This window comes from Oceanipulchritudo coccoides, from assembly GCF_010500615.1.
Taxonomy (GTDB): domain Bacteria; phylum Verrucomicrobiota; class Verrucomicrobiia; order Opitutales; family Oceanipulchritudinaceae; genus Oceanipulchritudo; species Oceanipulchritudo coccoides.
This window is the reverse complement of sequence record NZ_JAAGNX010000001.1, coordinates 1,279,880-1,298,660: the sequence shown is the minus strand read 5'-3', so window position 1 is coordinate 1,298,660 and position 18,781 is coordinate 1,279,880. Positions and strand designations below refer to the sequence as shown.

13 protein-coding genes are annotated in these 18,781 nt (G+C 53.6%); 6 read left to right on the top strand and 7 right to left on the bottom strand.

What is annotated here, in order from left to right:
- Positions 1–5 precede the first annotated feature (5 nt).
- The 5 genes from G0Q06_RS04960 to G0Q06_RS04940 are packed head-to-tail and all read left to right on the top strand — an operon-like array spanning position 6 to position 3,338.
- Positions 6–320 (top strand): TusE/DsrC/DsvC family sulfur relay protein, encoded by a 315-nt coding sequence (locus G0Q06_RS04960; RefSeq protein ID WP_163963036.1) that lies wholly within the window; start codon positions 6–8, stop codon positions 318–320.
- 15 nt (positions 321–335) lie between these two features.
- Entirely contained in the window at positions 336–827 is a 492-nt protein-coding gene (locus tag G0Q06_RS04955; RefSeq protein WP_163963034.1) for a DsrE/DsrF/DrsH-like family protein, read from the top strand.
- 52 nt (positions 828–879) lie between these two features.
- Positions 880–2,187: an OmpP1/FadL family transporter gene (locus G0Q06_RS04950; protein WP_163963032.1), complete on the top strand. Its 1,308-nt coding sequence runs from the start codon at positions 880–882 to the stop codon at positions 2,185–2,187.
- 25 nt (positions 2,188–2,212) lie between these two features.
- Positions 2,213–2,713 carry a TlpA family protein disulfide reductase gene (locus G0Q06_RS04945; RefSeq protein ID WP_163963030.1) on the top strand — a complete coding sequence of 167 codons (501 nt, stop codon included), beginning with the start codon at positions 2,213–2,215 and terminating at the stop codon, positions 2,711–2,713.
- Positions 2,714–2,747: 34 nt separating this feature from the next.
- Complete coding sequence (locus tag G0Q06_RS04940; RefSeq protein ID WP_163963028.1) at positions 2,748–3,338, top strand: redoxin domain-containing protein; 591 nt, start codon at positions 2,748–2,750, stop codon at positions 3,336–3,338.
- A gap of 18 nt (positions 3,339–3,356) precedes the next feature.
- On the opposite strand, the gene G0Q06_RS04935 is transcribed toward G0Q06_RS04940, so the two are convergent.
- Together G0Q06_RS04935 and G0Q06_RS04930 are read right to left on the bottom strand one after the other, a co-directional pair.
- The gene (locus tag G0Q06_RS04935; protein ID WP_163963027.1) at positions 3,357–4,622 is read right to left on the bottom strand and encodes a glycosyltransferase; all 1,266 of its coding nucleotides are present in this window, start codon (positions 4,620–4,622) and stop codon (positions 3,357–3,359) included.
- 10 nt (positions 4,623–4,632) lie between these two features.
- Positions 4,633–6,870: a hypothetical protein gene (locus G0Q06_RS04930; protein ID WP_163963025.1), complete on the bottom strand. Its 2,238-nt coding sequence runs from the start codon at positions 6,868–6,870 to the stop codon at positions 4,633–4,635.
- Between the two features lie 101 nt (positions 6,871–6,971).
- Between G0Q06_RS04930 and G0Q06_RS04925 the strand changes: the two genes are divergently transcribed.
- On the top strand, positions 6,972–9,788 hold the full coding sequence (locus G0Q06_RS04925) for an insulinase family protein (RefSeq protein WP_163963023.1): 2,817 nt from the start codon (positions 6,972–6,974) through the stop codon (positions 9,786–9,788).
- Positions 9,789–9,834: 46 nt separating this feature from the next.
- On the opposite strand, the gene G0Q06_RS04920 is transcribed toward G0Q06_RS04925, so the two are convergent.
- From G0Q06_RS04920 to G0Q06_RS04900, 5 genes are all read right to left on the bottom strand, one after another.
- Positions 9,835–13,389, bottom strand: coding sequence for a beta-propeller domain-containing protein (locus tag G0Q06_RS04920; RefSeq protein ID WP_163963021.1), 3,555 nt, complete (start codon positions 13,387–13,389; stop codon positions 9,835–9,837).
- Positions 13,390–13,471: 82 nt separating this feature from the next.
- Positions 13,472–14,173 (bottom strand): AsmA family protein, encoded by a 702-nt coding sequence (locus tag G0Q06_RS04915; protein ID WP_163963019.1) that lies wholly within the window; start codon positions 14,171–14,173, stop codon positions 13,472–13,474.
- Positions 14,174–14,262: 89 nt separating this feature from the next.
- Positions 14,263–16,341, bottom strand: a complete 2,079-nt coding sequence (locus G0Q06_RS04910; protein WP_163963017.1) for an endonuclease — start codon at positions 16,339–16,341, stop codon at positions 14,263–14,265.
- 114 nt (positions 16,342–16,455) lie between these two features.
- On the bottom strand, positions 16,456–17,628 hold the full coding sequence (gene lpxB / locus G0Q06_RS04905) for a lipid-A-disaccharide synthase (RefSeq protein ID WP_163963015.1): 1,173 nt from the start codon (positions 17,626–17,628) through the stop codon (positions 16,456–16,458).
- A gap of 10 nt (positions 17,629–17,638) precedes the next feature.
- Complete coding sequence (locus tag G0Q06_RS04900) at positions 17,639–18,580, bottom strand: Gfo/Idh/MocA family protein (RefSeq protein WP_163963014.1); 942 nt, start codon at positions 18,578–18,580, stop codon at positions 17,639–17,641.
- Positions 18,581–18,781 lie beyond the last annotated feature (201 nt).

Genomic DNA, 18,781 nt, shown 5'->3' with positions numbered 1-18,781 from the left:
ATATCATGGCTACGAAAGAACTCGCTGGAAGCAGCGTTGAAGTGAACGAGGAAGGTTACCTGACCGACCGTACGCAATGGAATGAGGCTGTGGCTGCGGCCCTCGCAACCGAAGAAGGTATTGAGCTGAGCGATGAGCATTGGAAAGTCCTCAAGTTCATTGAGTCAGATTTTGCGGAAAAGCAGGCTGTTCCAGGCATGCGCCGACTGAACAAGGTGGGCGGCATCCCGACAAAGGACCTGTACCGTCTTTTCCCCGGCGGGCCGATCAAGAAAGCTGCGCGTATCGCCGGATTCCCGAAACCAGCCAGTTGCGTTTAACAGGAGGATACCACAATGAGCGAACCCATTAAAAAAGTCTCAATCGTCGTCTCCAAGGGATCCCTCGAAGGGGTCTATCCCGGACTGATCATGGCCAACGGGGCCCGCATGGAAGGAATCGAGGCCAGCCTCTTTTTCACCTTCTTCGGTCTGCACGCCATCGTGAAGAAGAAGATGGAAAAGTTGAAGGTGGCCACGGTGGGCAACCCCGCCCTTTGCGTACCGGATGCCATGGGCTTCCCAATGCCGACCATCCTCGGGGCAATTCCCGGAATGTCGGCCTTTGCCACGCATATGATGAAGAAGGAAATGGACAAGCTCGACATACCCCCGGTCGGTGAGTTCATCGAGATGATCAGTGATGCCGGCGGCGAGATTTTTGCCTGCAAGGCAACAGTCGACATGTTCCATCTCAAACCGGAAGACTTCTGCCCGCAAATGGACAGGGTCCTGACGGTCGGTGAGTTCTACGAACTGTCCGCCGGTTCACAGATTATCTTTACCTGATCAATAGAGTATAGAACAGAAATAGTAGCGAAAACCAATTACATATCCCAAAATGAAACGACACACACTAACAACACTCCTGATCGGATCCGCTTTATTGGGTTCATCAGTCTTGCAAGCCACCAATGGCGACAACTTGATTGCCATAGGTCCAAAAGCACGCGCAATGGGAGGCGCCTCCATCGCCTACCCACAAGATGCGATCACCGCCGTTTTTGGTAATCCGGCCTCACTGTGCTTCACAAAGTTCTGCCCGTCGACACAAGTAGACTTTGCCGGCACGCTTTTCATGCCCGACGTGAAGGCATCGGTGACCAATCCACTCATGCCGAGTGAGTCGTTGAATGTCAGTAGTGACGACAGCGTATACCCAATTCCGGCAATCGGGGTGGCAGTCCCATTCGGCGAGGACAATCGTGGCCGGTTCGGACTGGCAGCATACGGGGTCAGCGGCCTCGGTGTTGATTACCGCAATACAGTCATCGGTGGCACCCTCGGCAGCCTTGGACAGGTCCCCCCCGGGTTTGATACAGCACCGATCATTGCCGGCAGCTATACCAGCCTGCAAATCATGAAATTCGCGCCAAGTGTCGCCTGGCAGTTGGCCCCAGACCTCTCCGTCGGGGTGGCTTTTCATCTTGATTACGCGGTTCTTGACCTTGGCCAGGGATCTTCGAGCGGCTACGGTTACGGCGTTCAGCTGGGCCTTGCCTATCGTCCCAGCGAAAATATCGCCTTGGGCCTGGTCTACACGAGTCCACAGGAAGTCAATCACGAGAACGTGATTTCCCTCGGTGGCCCCTTGCAGGATCTCAAACTGGAAAACCCGCAGCAGATTGGTGTGGGCGTAGCCTATGAAGCCAACGAAGGCGCACTGGTTCTAGCCGCTGATGTAAAGTGGATCAACTGGGGCGACGCAACGGGTTACTCCGACTTTGACTGGAGAAACCAGACTGTCATCGCACTGGGTATCCAGTATGAAGCAATCAAGGACAAGCTGGTCCTCCGCGTGGGATACAATTATGGCAAAAACCCGGTCAAGGAGAACAATGGCTGGGATGGCAGCTTCGATTTCAACACAGGCATGCCGAATGACATGACCGTCGTGCAGGACCTTGTCATGCCGACTTACTTCTACGAAACATTCCGCGTTATCGGCTTCCCCGCTGTTGTTGAATCCCATGTGACAGCCGGTTTGACATACCACTATTCCGAACGCTTTGCCCTGAGCCTTGCGTTTATGAAAGCGCTCGAAGAGGACATCAGCGAGTCGGGCACCGGGCCGACCGGAGCACCGACAACCCTCAAGTCCACACTGAGCGAGACCAGTATTGAGTTTGGTCTCAGCTGGAAATTCTAATTCCCCCCCAATGCGATTATACCGCATGATAGTGAAGACAGGCTGGCTGGCCATCCCGGCCAGCCTGCTCCTTCTATTTGGATGCCAGACTTCCATTGAAGAAAGCACACAGGTCGCGGCACCGGCAAAGGAGGAGATCTTGTCACATGAGATCCTGACTCCTGATGCGGACGTGTGGGTGTTGACATTTTTTGATCTGTATTGTGTCGCCTGCCAGCAGTCAGCCGACAATTTTGCCAAGCTGAACACAATGCTCTCAGAGCAGCCAATGGACGAGACGGTCCGCGTGCTGGGCATTGGAACCGGAGACACCGCCTTCGAGGTGGAGGTCTTCCTCAAGCGATATCCCTTGGGTTACCGTTGCATTCCTGATCCGGACACGGCCTTGAAATATCCATTTTCGTTAAGAGGGACCCCGACGGTGCTGGTCCTGAAGCCATCCGGTAACGGCTGGCGCGAAGTATACCGGCACGAGGGCCGCTTTCGCAGCGATGACCTCAATATGGTGCTTGAATCCGTCCGCTGATTCCATTCACATCCACTCAATTCAAAATTCCACCATGCTCGCAACCCCATTCACTATTCTCGGATTTGCCCTTGTTTCCTGCAATCCGCAGGTCATGTGTAGCACCGACCAGCCCGCCAATACCTCCGTCTACCAGCCCGGCCATCTTGAGCCGCTCGACAGCGCGAGCCAATTGAGAGTCGGCGATAAGGCTCCAGATTTCATTCTGCCCTCTTTAAGTGGCAGTGAAGTCCGGTTGTATGACGAGTTGGCGAAGCATCCGGTTGTTATCACCTTCGTGCCTGCTGCGTGGACTCCAGTCTGTTCAGAACAATGGCCGGGCTACAATGTGGCCCAACCGCTTTTCGAGGAGCTGGGTGTCTGTTTGATGGGCATCACTACCGACAACCTTCCAACGCTATATGCATGGACCCAGGAAATGGGCGGGGTCTGGTTTAAAGTCCTGTCAGACTTTTACCCGCATGGCCAAGTCTGCTCCGAATTTGGCATTCTGCGCAGTGACGGAACTTCCGAACGTGCCCTTTTTGTCATCGATCAGGAAGGTGTGATTCGCTACATCGACATCCACAACATTAACGAGCGTCCACCGCTCGAAGATTTGATCGAAGCGCTCAAGAAACTGTAGGGTGAATTCCGCCCTCTTTCAATCAGCGCCTCGCAATGCCACACCGATTGCCCGTGCCCGGCTGATGGCAATTTCCCATTCCGCTTCAATCCGGTTGGCAAAGCGGTCGAAGGATTTTATGTCCGGAGAGATCTGCTCCTCCTCACGTAACTCGTGATAAAGTGCTTCCACCCGGTAAAGGCAGGCGGACTCTGAAAATTTTTCGGCGGTTGTCCTCATGTTTTCATGCAACTCCTGGCTGTTTTCGGAGGCCAGTTTGCGCAACTCGCCGATTCCTCTGGCAAAGGATTCCGGATTGCTGGCCTCCGGCATCAGGCGGCCGTTTTTCCAGTCATTGATAATATCGCGAGATCCTGAAGCATCGAGGGCGATTACCGGGGTTCCTGCAGCCATGGCCTCAGCAAGGACCATTCCCTGCGTCTCGGACTTGGAGGAAAAGGCAAACAAGTCCATCGCATGATAGCTGTCGACAAGGTCCTGCCGGTCTAACTTGCCGAGATAATGGACTCGCTTATCGAGTCTCTCTTCATGCATCGTGGCTTTGATACGATCAAGGCTATCCCCTTTTCCGACGAGGAGAAACTCAGCATCCTGCGCCCCTTTCAAATAAGCGCACACCGCTTCAACCAGATACGGCAGGTTTTTTTCATTAGCGAGCCGACCGACATGCCCTATGACAAACCGGTCCTCGGCAATTCCCAGTTGCTTGCGAATCTTGAGCCCGTCGCCTGATTTGAATTGTTCGTGATCGATACCAGTTGGAATCGACGAGACCGGGACCTTGACGCCGCGTTTTGTAATGAGATCCTTGATACTGTTACTGGGGGCGATCACCCGGTCACAGAGATTCGCATACTCGGTTGCCAATTCGATTGCCAGACGCTCCAGGTACTCGAAATCATCAATGACATAGTGGACATAATCCTCGTAGCGGGTATGGTGGGTGAAGACAATGGGAACCTGCCACTGATGCGCCATTCGCATGGCCGCATCGCCCAGGAGGAATGGATGATGACTATGGATTATATCCGGATGAAAGGCCTTGATCGCTTCCCCTATCCTATTTCCGCTGGGCAGCTTGAACGAGAAATCAGTTCCGTTGAAATTGTGGATCGAGGGAATCCTGACAACTGAAAGCTCGTCCTTCGGTTGGTTTTCAAATTCCGGTGCCACGACAAGGACTTCATGGTTGCGTGCGCGCATGCCCTTCACAAGAGCCGCAACAGACTTTGCCACGCCCCCGACATGGGGTGAATAGGTATTAGTGAATAGTGCCAATTTCATGGAATATGCTTCATGGTGCCAGTTGGGCCGGGATGTCCTCAGGCAGGCAAATTTCAATTTCTGGCGGGATTCCTCTCCACTCCGCAAGGACATGAATCTTCCATGTGCCCTCACTTTTTCTGAGGTCGACGCTCAGCGGACCCCAGCGCGTCAAGGTCGGACCGAAGGAAAGCGGCTTCTCCTGCCCAAGCCATGCAGCAGGGAGCCCTTGGCCAATTTTGAGGGAATGGCCGGAGTCATCAATGAATAGGGCCCGCATCATCTGGCACCACTCGGCGGCTGCCCAGGCATGCTCGCCGTCGCCCATACAGCCACCCATCGTGTTTGGATGAACCGCTTCGGGCCACTTGCCAGTGGGAGAAGCTGCCTCGGCAGTCGCGCACACCAGTTGCCAGTAGCGCGGGTCACCGGCGCGCAGGAAAGTCTGGGCGATATCCAGAGTCAGATAGGCGTTCATGCCGGAGTGGATCATATTCTGGAAAAAGGTGCCCTTGTGGAAGGAGTGATTTTTCAACCATTCAGCTGTGGCAAGAATTCTCTCTCTCGGGACCCACGACAAAGCCAGGGGATAATCCGCAACCAACGAGCCGATGGCCCCACTGTCCATGCGGCGAGTGGGCGCCGCGGGAATGGCCTTTCCAACACGCGCAGGCTCGTGCGTTTCGATACTTGCGAGGATGGCTTTTTCAAAGGCAGACGCCATTGAGGAGATTTCACCCGCTCGCTCGCTTTCGCCCCTCGCATCAAGGACGGCGGCGGCGGAACGCAAGCCAGCCGCGCCCCAGAAGTCGTCCCAGTAGTAAAAGTCATTCGGACCGAGGTGTTCGGCGCTGAATCCAGCCGGCAGTAATCCACGGAAAGGCTGCGCATCATGTTCGGTCTTGCGACGCTTTCGATCAATCCAGCGAGCTGCCTTCAAGATAGATCCCGTGTCGAGGGATTTCCCGGTATTGCCGGAAAGTAGTTCATATTGTCTGGCCAGCCAGAGGACTTGGCCGTTGGAATCCCACTCACCTTCTTGCGAATGAAAGTAACCGTCCAGATGTTGCCGGTTATGGAAAAAGCTTAATGATTTGCGGACAGTTTCGTCCTGTCCGAGCCCAAGAAGGGCATTCCCAATCAGGCAGGCATCCCGGAACCAGAAACGACGATAGGTGTAAGGCCCGGGCAGGATGTCTGTTTGGCTAAGCAGGGCCAGGGTGCGTTTGCTGCTTTCAAATATCTCCACAAAACGCCCGGACGGCACCTGAAGCTTTGCCCAACCAGCCATGTGCGGTGTCCAGTCAGAGGCCTTCGTGCGCTCCGGGCTTTTATGGAGGAGGCTACCGGAGGATTCCTCAATAATTGGAATGGAGTAGCTGAATTCCTGCGTTTCCCCTTCATTGATGCGGTAGGCGGCGGCGGCAGTGGCAAGACCGGCCTCGCAGTCGCATTTATGAGTCTCCAAACCGGATTGAATCTGTCGCAGGACATCTCCCTCCTCATAATTGGAAGTATATAATTCGTCCGGACTTCGCGCAAATTGCACATGCTGCGATTTACCGACATCAAGGCGATATCCGTCATTGCTAAAGCCGACGCTTTCAATGAATTGGACCCCCTCCGGATTACAGGGTCGGATGCTCAAAATCAAACGGCCCGATTGTCGTGCGGTCACTTGGATGGAAGTTCTGAGAACAGGTGTGCCTTCCTCCCGGTTTACTTCCGATCGCAATACCAGTCTTGCAGCCTTACTGGAACAGATTGTCTCAACTGTATGGCGCTCCTCCATCAACAACCGCTGTTCGGCATCCTCAAGCGTCGAGGGGTAAAGCCCGGGACCCTGATCCGGTATGAACCAGTGATCAACCGACCAGTCGTCATGATGGGGAGTGACCAATCCTCTTGGATCCACAATGGGAAGCTCAAGACAGCCAGGCACACCGAGGGCGGTCCAGTTCCGGTGGGTCAGATTGACATGACTGAAGGAAAATGCCCGTGGAATGAAGGATGGATCTTCAGGGGAAAACTGCCGGACCACCCAGTAGGGCCAGATCCAGTCAAGATTGTGCTGAATGACTTTGGTGTTCACCAATCCACGGGCATGAAAAACCATACCTGCTCGTATGAGTTCGATGGGTTCCTGCACTTCCGAGGGTTGCGAAAAACGCCTCAGCCTGGCGAGCAACTCAAATGGATCTAGAAAGCCCTTCCGGTGGGCAATCCGTCGGATAAGGGTGCGCCACGGAAACAAATTGAACACCCGCATGAGAACAGGTTAATGCATTCAAACGGATTTGTCAGCCCTGATTGCAAAGGGTAAACAATTGACTTTACTAGTAATCACTAACCCAATTCTGATCTATGCGTATGAAACAATTACTGTCCCCTGTTTTACTTCTAATTATTACATTTTCGGCCCTACAGGCCATCGGAACCCTTGAAAAGCACCCGCTCGATAACTCCGAATCAGAAACCCTCATTCTCGATAATGGTCTCAAGGTCATCCTGGTTTCCGATCCGGACCTGAATATTTCATCGGCCTCGATTGCGGTTGATGTCGGCTCCTACATGGATCCGGAAAACGCCCAGGGCCTGGCACACTTTCTGGAGCACATGCTCTTTCTGGGAACTGAAAAATATCCTGACGCTGGTGAATATACGGAATACCTGACCCAAAACGGTGGCTACAGCAACGCCTACACCGCCGGCGATCATACCAACTACCATTTTCAGGTCTTCCCTGATGCCTTCGAAGGCGCCCTCGACCGCTTTGCCCAGTTCTTTATTGCTCCACTATTCACTGAGGAGTTCACCGAGCGCGAACTCAATGCAGTTGATTCAGAGTTTGAAAAGAACCTGGAAAGCGACAGCTGGCGCGGTTACCGCATGTTTGCCATCCATACAAAGGAGGGGCATCCAGAGCACAGCTTTAACATTGGAAACAAGGATTCCCTGATCAATGCCAGCCGCGAACAACTGATTGAGTTCTACGAAACATACTATTCAGCCAACCAGATGGCCCTGAGTCTGGTTTCAACGCATTCCATCGACCAGATGGAGTCATGGGTCCGGGACAAGTTCAGCCCGGTCAAGAGTAGCGGACGCGACGCCCTGCGCTACCCGCCAGACTATTTGGAAGACGAAGAAGCTGTGCGCATCATTCGAATGAAGGCCATCGAGGATCAGCGACTTCTTAACATCTATTTCAACACGCCAAGTGTCCGAAGTGACTGGGATGCAAAATCCGAATCCATGATTGGCTTTATCATTGGCTACGAGGGAAAAGGAAGCCTCCTTTCCAGTTTGAAGGCGGAGAATCTGGCCACTTCCCTCGGGTCCTCCGTGTGGGATGAAACAGGTGATTATAGCACGACGGTCTTTTCCATTGGGTTGACCCCGGCCGGACAAGCCAATTCGGAACGGGTTCTTGAGCTTGTCGCCAGTTACCTGGAGATGATGCGCCAGTCACCCTACCCTGAATTTCTCTACGAGGAACAGGCCATGATGGCTGGCCTGCGCCGGCTTTACACGGACAAGGGAGAAGGGGCAGACCGGGCGACCCAGCTCGCCAACCGCGGCTTGCAGCTGCCGCTTGAGTTCGCGGAAAACGCACCCACCCTTTACCTCCGTCAGGATCCGGATTTCTATTTCGAATTCCTCAATTACCTTCGCCCGGAGAACATGCTGGTGAGCATTTCCGCCAAGGATATGGAAACCGATCAGGAAGAGGAAATTTTTGGGATCGAATACAGTTATGTTGAATTGACTGGTGAGATCTACGACCGACTTGCCAACCCGGAAATTGTCGAAGGGCAAACCCTGCCCAATCCAAATCCTTTTGTTCCGGAAAATGTCGATTTGCTCCCTGAGCGCCCAGTGCTGCTCATCAATGAACCGGGACTAAGCCTGTATTATGGGCAGGACCAGGAGTTCCAACGCCCGAAAACTGCCATGCACTTCAAGGTGCGGCTTCCCGATACGGATTATTCGGTTGAAGATGCTGTCCTCATGGAATTCTACCAGGCAGTTGTCCGGGAAAAGGTGAACGAAATTGGATATGATGCCCTCATGGCCGAGTTGGGGTACGTCATCAGCGCTTCATCGGAAGGTGTCTCTGTATCCCTTTTTGGATACACGGAATCAGCTCGAAAATTACTGCCATTCCTTGTTGATGCCTTGCAAAATTTTGAAATTGAGAAGGCGCGCTTTGACGCGATCAAGGAACGCATGGTTCGCGGGTGGCAGAATGCCCGATTCGACAACGCCTACTCATACGTGCGCTATTTTACTTCCCAGGCGACCTTCAAGGATTATTACCTGCCGGCACAAAAAGCAGCAGCCGCTGAATCCATCGAGTTGGCGGATGTCTATGCCCACGGCGCTCAACTCTTTGAATCGGGCAATATTGAAGCACTTGTTTACGGAAGTGTCTCCGCCGCACAAGCGGTGGAAATGGCTCGTACGCTCAAGGCATCACTTGAAATCAAGGCGATTGATAATCCATACGAAAATCAGGTCCTCGCTTTCGATTCTGGCAACCAGCTTGTCTACAAGGAGGTTTTGCCAACGAATAATTCGGTGTTCCGGAAGGACTACCTGGTCGGACCGGCCACCCCGGAGAATCGCGTTGCAGCAGCGGTCCTGAGCAACCTGACGCAGGCCCCCTACTATTCCGAAATGCGAACCCGGCAGCAATTGGGATATGTTGTCTGGTCCTTCAATTTCAACCTGAAGGATACTACCCGATTGGGATTTGTCATCCAGTCCGGAGATTACGACCCAGTTGAACTGGTCCGGCGCTCCGATGAACTTGTCTCAACTTTTCCCGAGATGCTCAGGAGCATGCCAGAGGACGCCTTCAAGAAGGCCAAGGAGGCTGTTCGCTCGGAGCTCGAAAAGAAGGACAAGACCATTCTCGAGAAGGCGACCCGGTTCTACCAGATTGCCTACGAGCATGGAGCAAACTGGTCCCGGCGCGCTGACGCCCTCGCTGCCCTCGACGATCTGACTATGGAAGATGTGGTCGCCTTTCTTGAATCCACAATTGATCCGGAACAGGCGCAGTCACAATTGATCCTCCTGTTCGCCCGTCAGGAAGCTGAGCTGGCTGATGAAGTCGAAGCGGTCACCAACCTCGACGACTGGAAAGCCGGACAGTCCTACCGGGAAGTCACGAAGCTGTAGTCACTGTCATTGGATCGCGTCTTTAAGCCGCGGCCCTGACGAGCCCCTACTTGTTCCGGTTCATCCAACCACTGCTGAGTCCATAGAACCATCGGTGGCCTTCTGTTGCGCTTGCCTCCACGTAATGAATCCACTCATCACGCTGGTAGCTGTAGAAGAAGGGCCACACCGAGGGATGCGTCCAGACAATCCCAAAATCGTGGTACAGGAGGAACAGACCCTCCGCTTCCACATCATCCGGGACATAGGAATACAGCGCGCCATGCTCAACATGACTGATCCATTCGGGTGCATTGGCAGCGTGCGCATATCGACCGAACCAAGCGGATTCACGGTTGAAATCCCCTAAATCGGTCGCCATGGCATCCAATTCCCGCATTGAATCGGGCCGATAGAGCCAATTGTACTCGTTCAGGACACCTGCATTATCAACATTGTTCATGGTGACAATTTGCCAGCTTGAACCGGATAATTCACGCCAACCGGCGACGGCCTCAAGCTGTTGGTAGCGAGGGGCCATATCGAGGGGAAGCGGATCGTCGAATACAAAAGTCTCTACACCGTAAAGGCCGAATGGAACATAAGCCCGGTTCGCATCAAGGATGGTCTGCCCGAGTTCCAGTCCGTAGTAATACGGAATGTCGAGGAGCATGGAGGCCACCTTTTCGAATTTCTTCGTCTGGGCATCGCCCTTGAATAGATCCAGGGTTTCGTTAGTTGACTGGAGATAGAACGGTTCCAGAACTGCGTTGTTCCCAAGCCATTGGCCGACATAATCGAACTCATTCAGCCGGAAAAACCGGTTTGCGGAGAAATTGTGAATCCAGACCTCAAGCGAATTTTTGTACTCTCCATCCAGATACAAATAACGGCTTCGGAGATGGAACGGCGGCATCCATGCAAGCGTATAGGAGGATTCCTTACTTGGGTCATTGGTGCCAAGTATCTGCTTGAAAAGCGGGAAGGCGATTGCCCCGTCCCATGCCCACGTTTCCACCATTCTGTAATCAGGCTCGAAATAGAGGAAGTATTCCCGCCCGCTTCCGACAGCTTCGACAGCGCGCAAGTCGGCAGGAATCTTGGCCCTGGCGAGTTGCAGCGGTTCGCTGGGAATTGTGAAATCAACCGCGATCAGGTGATTCTTTGCCTGATATTCCGGATATCCATCCGGTCCCTGATACTCGACGTATTCACTCATGGAAGCAATCAAGAGCGGCTCTTCCCAAAACCAGGAGGAGGCGTTGCTCCACTGTGCAGATGTCGCGTAAACATGGGATGCCCCAATCTTTACCATATCAATGAGCGGGCTGTACTCTGTAACGAGATATGAGAGCTGTCCGCCATAAAGATATGGACCCGGCCAGATGGCGTCATAGCGAAAATCGATGAAGTAGTCATAGCGAGGCACTGAGCTGGACCAGATCACACTGTCGCCAGCCTGATGTGGAACGAATGCTCCTCCGAGATATGGGCTGCCGGAAAGCAGGTCTTCGTTCATGAGGACCGGATTAAGCGGATCAGCCAGGCTGTAAAGGCGCGCCACGATGTCCTGTTTTTCCGGGATGTTCCAGTAGTCGTCTTCTGGATACACTGTCACATCCTGAAGGAGCAACAGCCTGTCAGATTGGACAACCGCCCCGAGCAACCGGCCTGCAGCGAGAGGAACCTCGGCGGCTGGAATATTCGGGCTGTCCTTGGAGGTGACAAAAAGAATTGGTTCCATCAAGGCATTGGGATCATAAGGAGAACGCCAATACCCCCAGTAGTTGGCACTGGGCGTCTCAAGCTGTAGCAAATACTCCTCGTGCGGGATCAAGCGACTGACATTCCAAGCCAGGGTTGCCTTTCCACCTTCAACAGGCAGGTCAGGGTCATTGATGTCAGTGGTGACAACTTCACGCCCGGACACAGTCACTACAGTTGAGTCCAGCAAGGTTCCCCGACGGGGCACATCAATATGCTGTATGGCTCCGCGCAGTTGCAGGCCGGTATCATCCCAGCTGATCAGTTGCATCGCTTGGATTTGCTCCTGCTTCTCCCATGACCATGAACTGAAGGGCAGCATCAAAAGTTTCTTCTCGGGGAAGAAGGAGATTGCCTGGTCATCATATTGGGCCTCGCTGAAGGCCCATGAGTCCTCACTCAGGTTGACACGGCTTTTCAGGCTCATGTTCGTCGGGTCGGCGACATCGAAGATGGACACCGTCAGGCGGCGTTCCTCAATACCAACTGCAAAAAGCTGATCGTCCACCCACTCAATATAGTTGGACCAACCAGGAACAATAAGCTCACCCACAACTTTTGGTTGCGAAGGGATGCTGTTGTCGATGGCAAACAGCGGATCGACAAATTCAAAAGTGACCACATAGACCGTATCCTCGTAAAAGCGGGTCGCGAAAAGCGTCTCTCCCGGTGCCAGGTCAAGCGAACCAACCTTGGTGAATCCCGAATCTCCAAGGGCGAAATTCTCCAGTTTAGTGACGCGCGAGAATGCGCCCGTCGTCCAATCGGCCTGCTGCGAAACAGTCGTCAGCAACCCGTTGCGGAAATTCATCTTGAACTTGTCATGGACAATTCCAGCCAAGGGAGCTACCCCGACCAATTCGGGTACGCCGTCCGCACCCGGCACAAGCACGTGCACTTCAGAGCGCCAGCGGTATCGAAAGTCCACGGCACGGTTTTCCCATTTGTTTAGACTCAGGAGGATCCCGTCAGGCTGAGCTGTCAGCACCGCGTCCAACCACCCATTGCTTGCGAAAGTCTGTACATCGACAACCCTCTCGGCCACCAAATCGCCAAGGGCAACGGTGTACAAGCGAATGAGCGGATACTGGCTCTCCTGACCATTTGGATTGAGTTCGCGACGCCACTCACGGGTCATGACATACAGGTAATCTCCGTATCGGCGGCTATCCAGATATTGCCCCGCCTCAAGCTCGACTGTTTCATCAAGAGACACTTCCGATCCGTCGAATTGTAGAAACTGGAGCGCAACACTGTCGTTGGACCAGTAATTGCCTGTTCCAATTAGGATGATGCGGCCATTTTCCATTGCGTAGAGGTCTTCTCCCCGCGCGGGATATCGGAAATAATCCTGCCATTCCGGTGCCAGGGGATTTTCCAAATCAATGACCTGCAACCCACGGTATTGATTATAAAAATAGAGCGTCGGGCCATTCCATGCCCAGATATCGGCCTCTTCAATCACCGGCTCTTCGGTTCCCATGGTATTGGCATCAACAACAGCCTCAGGTCCCCAGCCACGATACTGCGAGGGCGGATAGGCCACAAAGGTCGTACCCGCGGAGCGGGCAGACTCCATCTTACCGGCAAAAGGCGAGACAGCATCTGTCCCCATCACCCGGAGCTGGTGAGTCTCAAATTCCTCAGGAAGAGCAATCTTGAGCCAGCCTGAATCGGTGTGGTCCCGATAGCCCGAGGCAATTGCCAGCCAGCGACCCGTGTCGGAATCCAGAGCCTCCACTCTGACCTGCTGGATAGCGTCGGATACCCGTACCTCTACCGCATTAGTTTGGGCTAATAACCCACTTTGGCCGACCATCCAAAGGGCCGCGCCGACATATAAACATTTCACTTTCATCTTCCCCTCCACGTCGTCTATTTAACATGAGAATCAGATTCCCTGCAATATTATACAGCAACCGCGGGAAAATGTTCCCTGCTTAGTCTCCGCCGCCAAAAATATTCTTGATACCCTCAATTGTACTTCCGGGGGACTTGGCTGCCGCTTCGATAACTTGCTGCAAGACAACCGACATCACCTCGAAAGTCATTTCGTCAGGAGAAATCCCACCTTCATCCGTTCCAATGTCGCGCAGGACAATTTTCGGCATTGGCAGGGGGACCGTCGATCCGGCCATGCTAAGCGAGACCTGGCCCTCATCAATGATCAGCTCGCGTATTTCCACTTTGAGGTTGGATGGTTCATCCGTCTGGGGTTCAGGCTCGGTATCCGGTTCGCGCCCGGCGGCCGCCCGGATATTCTTCAGGATTTCCTTGATGTTGGAAGAGATGATCTTCGTCTCATAATTGAACTTTGGAGCGTAAACATGGACTTTCTCAATGAGAATCCGGTCACCAAGAATGGAAAACGGGGCCACATCCAGATGTGCGCGGCCAAAGGCAATTGAGTAATCAGAGCTATAGCCATCGGGGTTCCCCAGGACGAAGTTCTCGATAGTGCCCGAACCGGTCAATGGTGACACTTTCAGACTGTCCATGGTCACCGTGGTCTTTGTCACTTGGGGCACAAAGGCCTCCACACCAGCTTCGGCAACCTTTCCAAGGACCATCCCTCCAAAAAGATAAAGGCCGATAAAAAGAACGGGAATCAGGATCACAATGACAATTAGTGGCTTTTTCATGTAAGAAAACATGACACAAGCCCCTTCCCTTGGCAAAAACAATTTCCAAGGTCGATCCGCAATGGGTGGCAGTGAAAGTCAGTCGAATTTTACAGTCGTGTAACCTGGATTCGATAGAACTCAACCTCACCCACCGCCAGGGTTCGGACAACAGTGACCTCTTCCTGCTCAGTATTCACAGTACTGATGGTCGCGCCCCCCAAAGGAAGCGGGTCCCATGTCTGCAAGTCCGTGGAAACTTGAACTTCCATATCCAGATTGAGGTTCGACATGTCATTGGCCCGGACAAAGCTCACGGTTACCTGGTTGCCACTGGCGGAACCTTCCACGGCAGGTGCATCATCTGCCGAGCGCGGATCAGAATACCGCGCCATCTCAACAAGGTTTATGATGCCATCAAAATCCGGGTCGGCAAGGTCGCCGGAAATGGCCGGGTTTACCAGCTCTTCAAAGCTGAAATGCTCCAAGCGCCATCCGCCCCATGAGGGACCTGTCACAAAGACAGCATCAGCAAACTCAGGAAAATCAATGTAGGGGTTCCGGTTTCCCTGGTAATTGTCAAAAACCGCCTGGTTGATCTCCTGCTCCTTGAGGACCGGAAGAAATTTCCGGTTCCATTCAAGAAGGACCGACAACTGTGCCATGAATGTACCGTCAACAAAGGGCTCCGGGTCCGGGGGAGTGTCAATGAGGGTCAGGTAGTTGTAGCGGGTAGTCACGTAGAACATGGCACGAGCCACCCAGCCCTTCTGTCCATCGGCAGGCTCCCATGAATCGCTGTCGGCGGTACAATCAGGGGAAAGGAAATAAGCTGGGTCAGCATAGGAGCCATCCAGTGGATTGGAATAATCAAAGTACTTGTTGCTCCTGCTTGTGTTAACTCCCCGGTACGATGGAACCAGGTTGAAGAGATCACTGTTATCGGGCCCGTCGGTGCCAATCCCGTAGGAACGCGGCCAAAGGTGCTCACGGTTCCAGTAATCACTTGGGCTACCGCCGCTGTCCTGTAGCGACTTATCGATGCTGGCCTGAGAGTAGAAAAGGATCAGGTTGCTTGGATTGTTTGGATCCTCGTAAAGGTCCTGATGGGCATCCCAGATATCGGTGCTGCTGCTTGTGTAGGGAATCACCGTGTGGTCGTCTATGATCTGCTCCAGCTGAACCTTGAGGGTATTGCCCGTCAGTCCGATAACGGGAGTGTAGTAAGCAATATCCGGTGGGAGAGTTCCCGTGCTGCTGGTAAAGTCCCAAGCTGTTGTCCCCGTCAATCCGCCAAAGGGATTGCTGCTCAGGTCTTCAACAATGCCAACTGGTAACTGTACGTAATACGTAGTCGCCGCGGCAAATTCTGCGGTGGGATTCAGGGTCAAGGTGTTGCCTGAAATAGAGACATTGGCTGCGCCAATCGAAAAGGATTCGACGATGGAATCATTCGAACTAAGATGAAGCGTAACGCTTCCACTTCCGGCTTGGACCGGCTCGCTGAAGGTCACGACAAGATTGCTACCCACTGCAACCTCCAGGGCATCATCAGCAGGACTGAGGCTGGAAATCGACGGTGGGTTGTCGATTACCCCGGTACTGTAAGAACCTGTGGGAAAAGGCGTAGCAGCAGCGGCATTTGTCGTTTCACCGTCCAAGGCATTTGCTCCACTGAAACTCCAACTGGACAAGGAAAAGGTTGATCCATCCGGACCGGTGTCATCATTGCGATAGGCCCATCCATCGAGGTGGTCCCAAGGCTGGCCAGTACCATCCGTATTAATGTCGCCCAATACATCGATAACACTTCCGCTTTGGAAAAGTTCGATGGCATCGTCCCCGTTGATATTGGCTGCACCGCTTGTGAAATCCGGAGCAAATCCAAAAAAGGCTGTAAACTGGGGAACTTCTGAAGCGACATAAATAAAGTCACCGGCAGTAGCTGAGCCGACGGGGAAAGTGAACTCCTCACCATCAGACCCTCCCCCGTTGTTCGCTGAGCCGAGCCCATAGATACTCAAATCAGGAATATCAGCGGTAACATATACTTCGATCGCTTTAGGGAGGCCGCCCGTAAGAGGCCCGTCAATAGTGCCTGTAATGACGAGCGAACCTTTCGCAAAGGAGCCAGTAAACAATAAAGCCGTACACGCGGCGGCAATGCCGAAACAAGAGGATAGATTCATAGGGAGCCTGGTGAAATGAGCCGTGTTTTAAACCGAAAACACGCCAAAAACAGAAACACAAATCGGCGCCCTGTCAACTGTAGGTCTAATACCTTGCTTCCAGTTCCTAATACCTCAATCCAAGCCAACCAGCTGCACGATCTGGGTCACCATGTTAGACGCGTCTGTCGCGTGTAATTTACCAAAAACCTCTTTAGAACCTGCAGAAAAGACACCATGGGCTTCAGGATCAGCAAGAGTATCCCTCAGCAATGTGGCCAGCACCTCCGGCTTGGCTGCCTCCTGGATAAATTCCGGATAGAGACATCGACCAAGGACGAGATTGGCAATCCCAAGCCATTCGATGCTCACGAGGCGGCGTCCCAACCAAGTCGTGAATGGATGGGCAACATAGACAATCGCTCCTGGTAATCCTGCAAGGGCACAATTAAGGGACATGGTCCCGGAACTTGTCAGGACAGCGGAAGCAGTCGTTCCCTGCTCCGCAGGACGAAGGCTCACCATCCCGGAATCAACATGCTCCCGCCCGATGACATCCTCCAAAATCAGGCGGATACTGTCTTCAGGATACAGGCAGACACAGCGTCGGGTTCCACCGGATGCCCGATAGGCTGCGATTGTCTTCAACATTACGGGAAAGATACGAGAGACAGCCTGCTTCCGACTACCGGGCAGAAGAAGAATGGGGCCTTCGGGATCATAGCGTAGCGGATTGCTGTAATCCTTCCTCGCAAATGGATGCCCGACAAAGGCCACCGGCAAATTGGTATCCGTGTAGCAGTCCAATTCAAAAGGAAAAATCACCCCTAAGCCATCCAGGATTTTCGCCATCTTGAAGCGACGCTTGGCCTTCCATGCCCAGATCTGCGGGGAAACGTATTGATAAACCGCTACATTTCCTCCGCCCTTCCGGCTGATGCCCCGTTTGCGAAGGGCGTCGGCAAGTCGGAGGTTGAAGCCCGGGTAGTCAACGAGGACCACAACCTTTGGCTGATGTGCCCCGATCCACCCGACCAAGGCTTCGAAGATTCGCTTGAATTCCCCGTAATGCCGTAAAACCTCAACCAGGCCCACCACCGAATGCCGGGTCAGGTCGAAGAGCAGTTGAACACCGGCAAGTTTCAGGCTGGGCCCGCCCATGGCCGCCATCTGCCAATCCGGATGGGCTTGCTGGATATCGCGTGCAATCAGCGCCGCATGCTGGTCACCTGAATGTTCACCGGCGACGAAAAGGACATCTACAGGTCCACTCGCTGGCGGTGAAAGCTCTATATCCGCAGTAGACATTTGGGGAATTCTATTTGCGTCCGGGCATCTGGACACGAATTTGCTCGGTGATGCGGATAGCCACCTCCAATGCGGATGCTGCCTCGACACCCCCGACTTTCGGGGAGCGCTTTTCGCGCACGCAATCCACGAAGGATTGCAGCTCCAGCTTAAGGGGCTCATCCTTCTCAATCGGAATCATTTCCTTCTCCAGCCCGGCCCCACTCTTGCGAACAAGGTGGCCGTTCTGTTCCATGAAATTCAGGGAAAGATAGCCGTCTTTCTGGAATACCCGGATTTCGCGAACCTTCTTCGTGCTCACCCGGCTCGTGTTGATGTTTGCCACGCACCCGTTAGCAAATTGAATTCGCGCATTGGCAATATCTTCCTTGCCGGAGAGGACGTCCACGCCCACGGAATCGAGCTTCGCAATGGGCGACTTGACCAGCTGCTGGATCACTCCGATGTCGTGGATCATGAGATCCAATACCACACCAACTTCCGTGCCACGAATATTGAATGGCGCAAGCCGGTCAGCCGTGATGTAAAGCGGTTCGCGGACATGCTCCTCAAGGTAGCTCATCACAGGATTGAAATGCTCAATGTGTCCCACCTGGACCAGCCGGTCCGTGCGTTTGGCCGCTTCAAGCACAATTGCCGCCTCCTCAAGGGATGCACAGATCGGTTTTTCCACGAGCACATGCGCCCCGGCTTCCATTACCGGAACTGCCACCTGCGCATGCAGGTCTGTCGGAACAACAATGCTAATGGCCTCGCACTCCGCCGCAAGAGCCTCCGGCGACTCAAAGGCAGTCGTTCCGTGCTGACTGGCAATTTCCGCCGCCCGGGAGGGATCTGCATCGCAGATTCCCACTAGTTCGACCCCGGGCAGGGCGGCATAAATCCGCGCATGGTGCTGCCCAAGGGATCCGACTCCAATGACTCCGCATTTGACCTGCTCAATGTTGCTCATCGTGCTTCCGAGGCTGAACGCACGCGACGATGGGTCAAGATATTGTCGAGGCCAAAAGCGATACCAAGTCACCGCCCCTCAGGGATTAAAAATAAAGGAGGGCCGAAAACAGGATCCGTTGCCCCCCTGATATAGAAGATCCAGCTTCCGGCCCAATCGGATAACTCCGATAATCCATGCCAGCAACGGGGGACTGGTCTA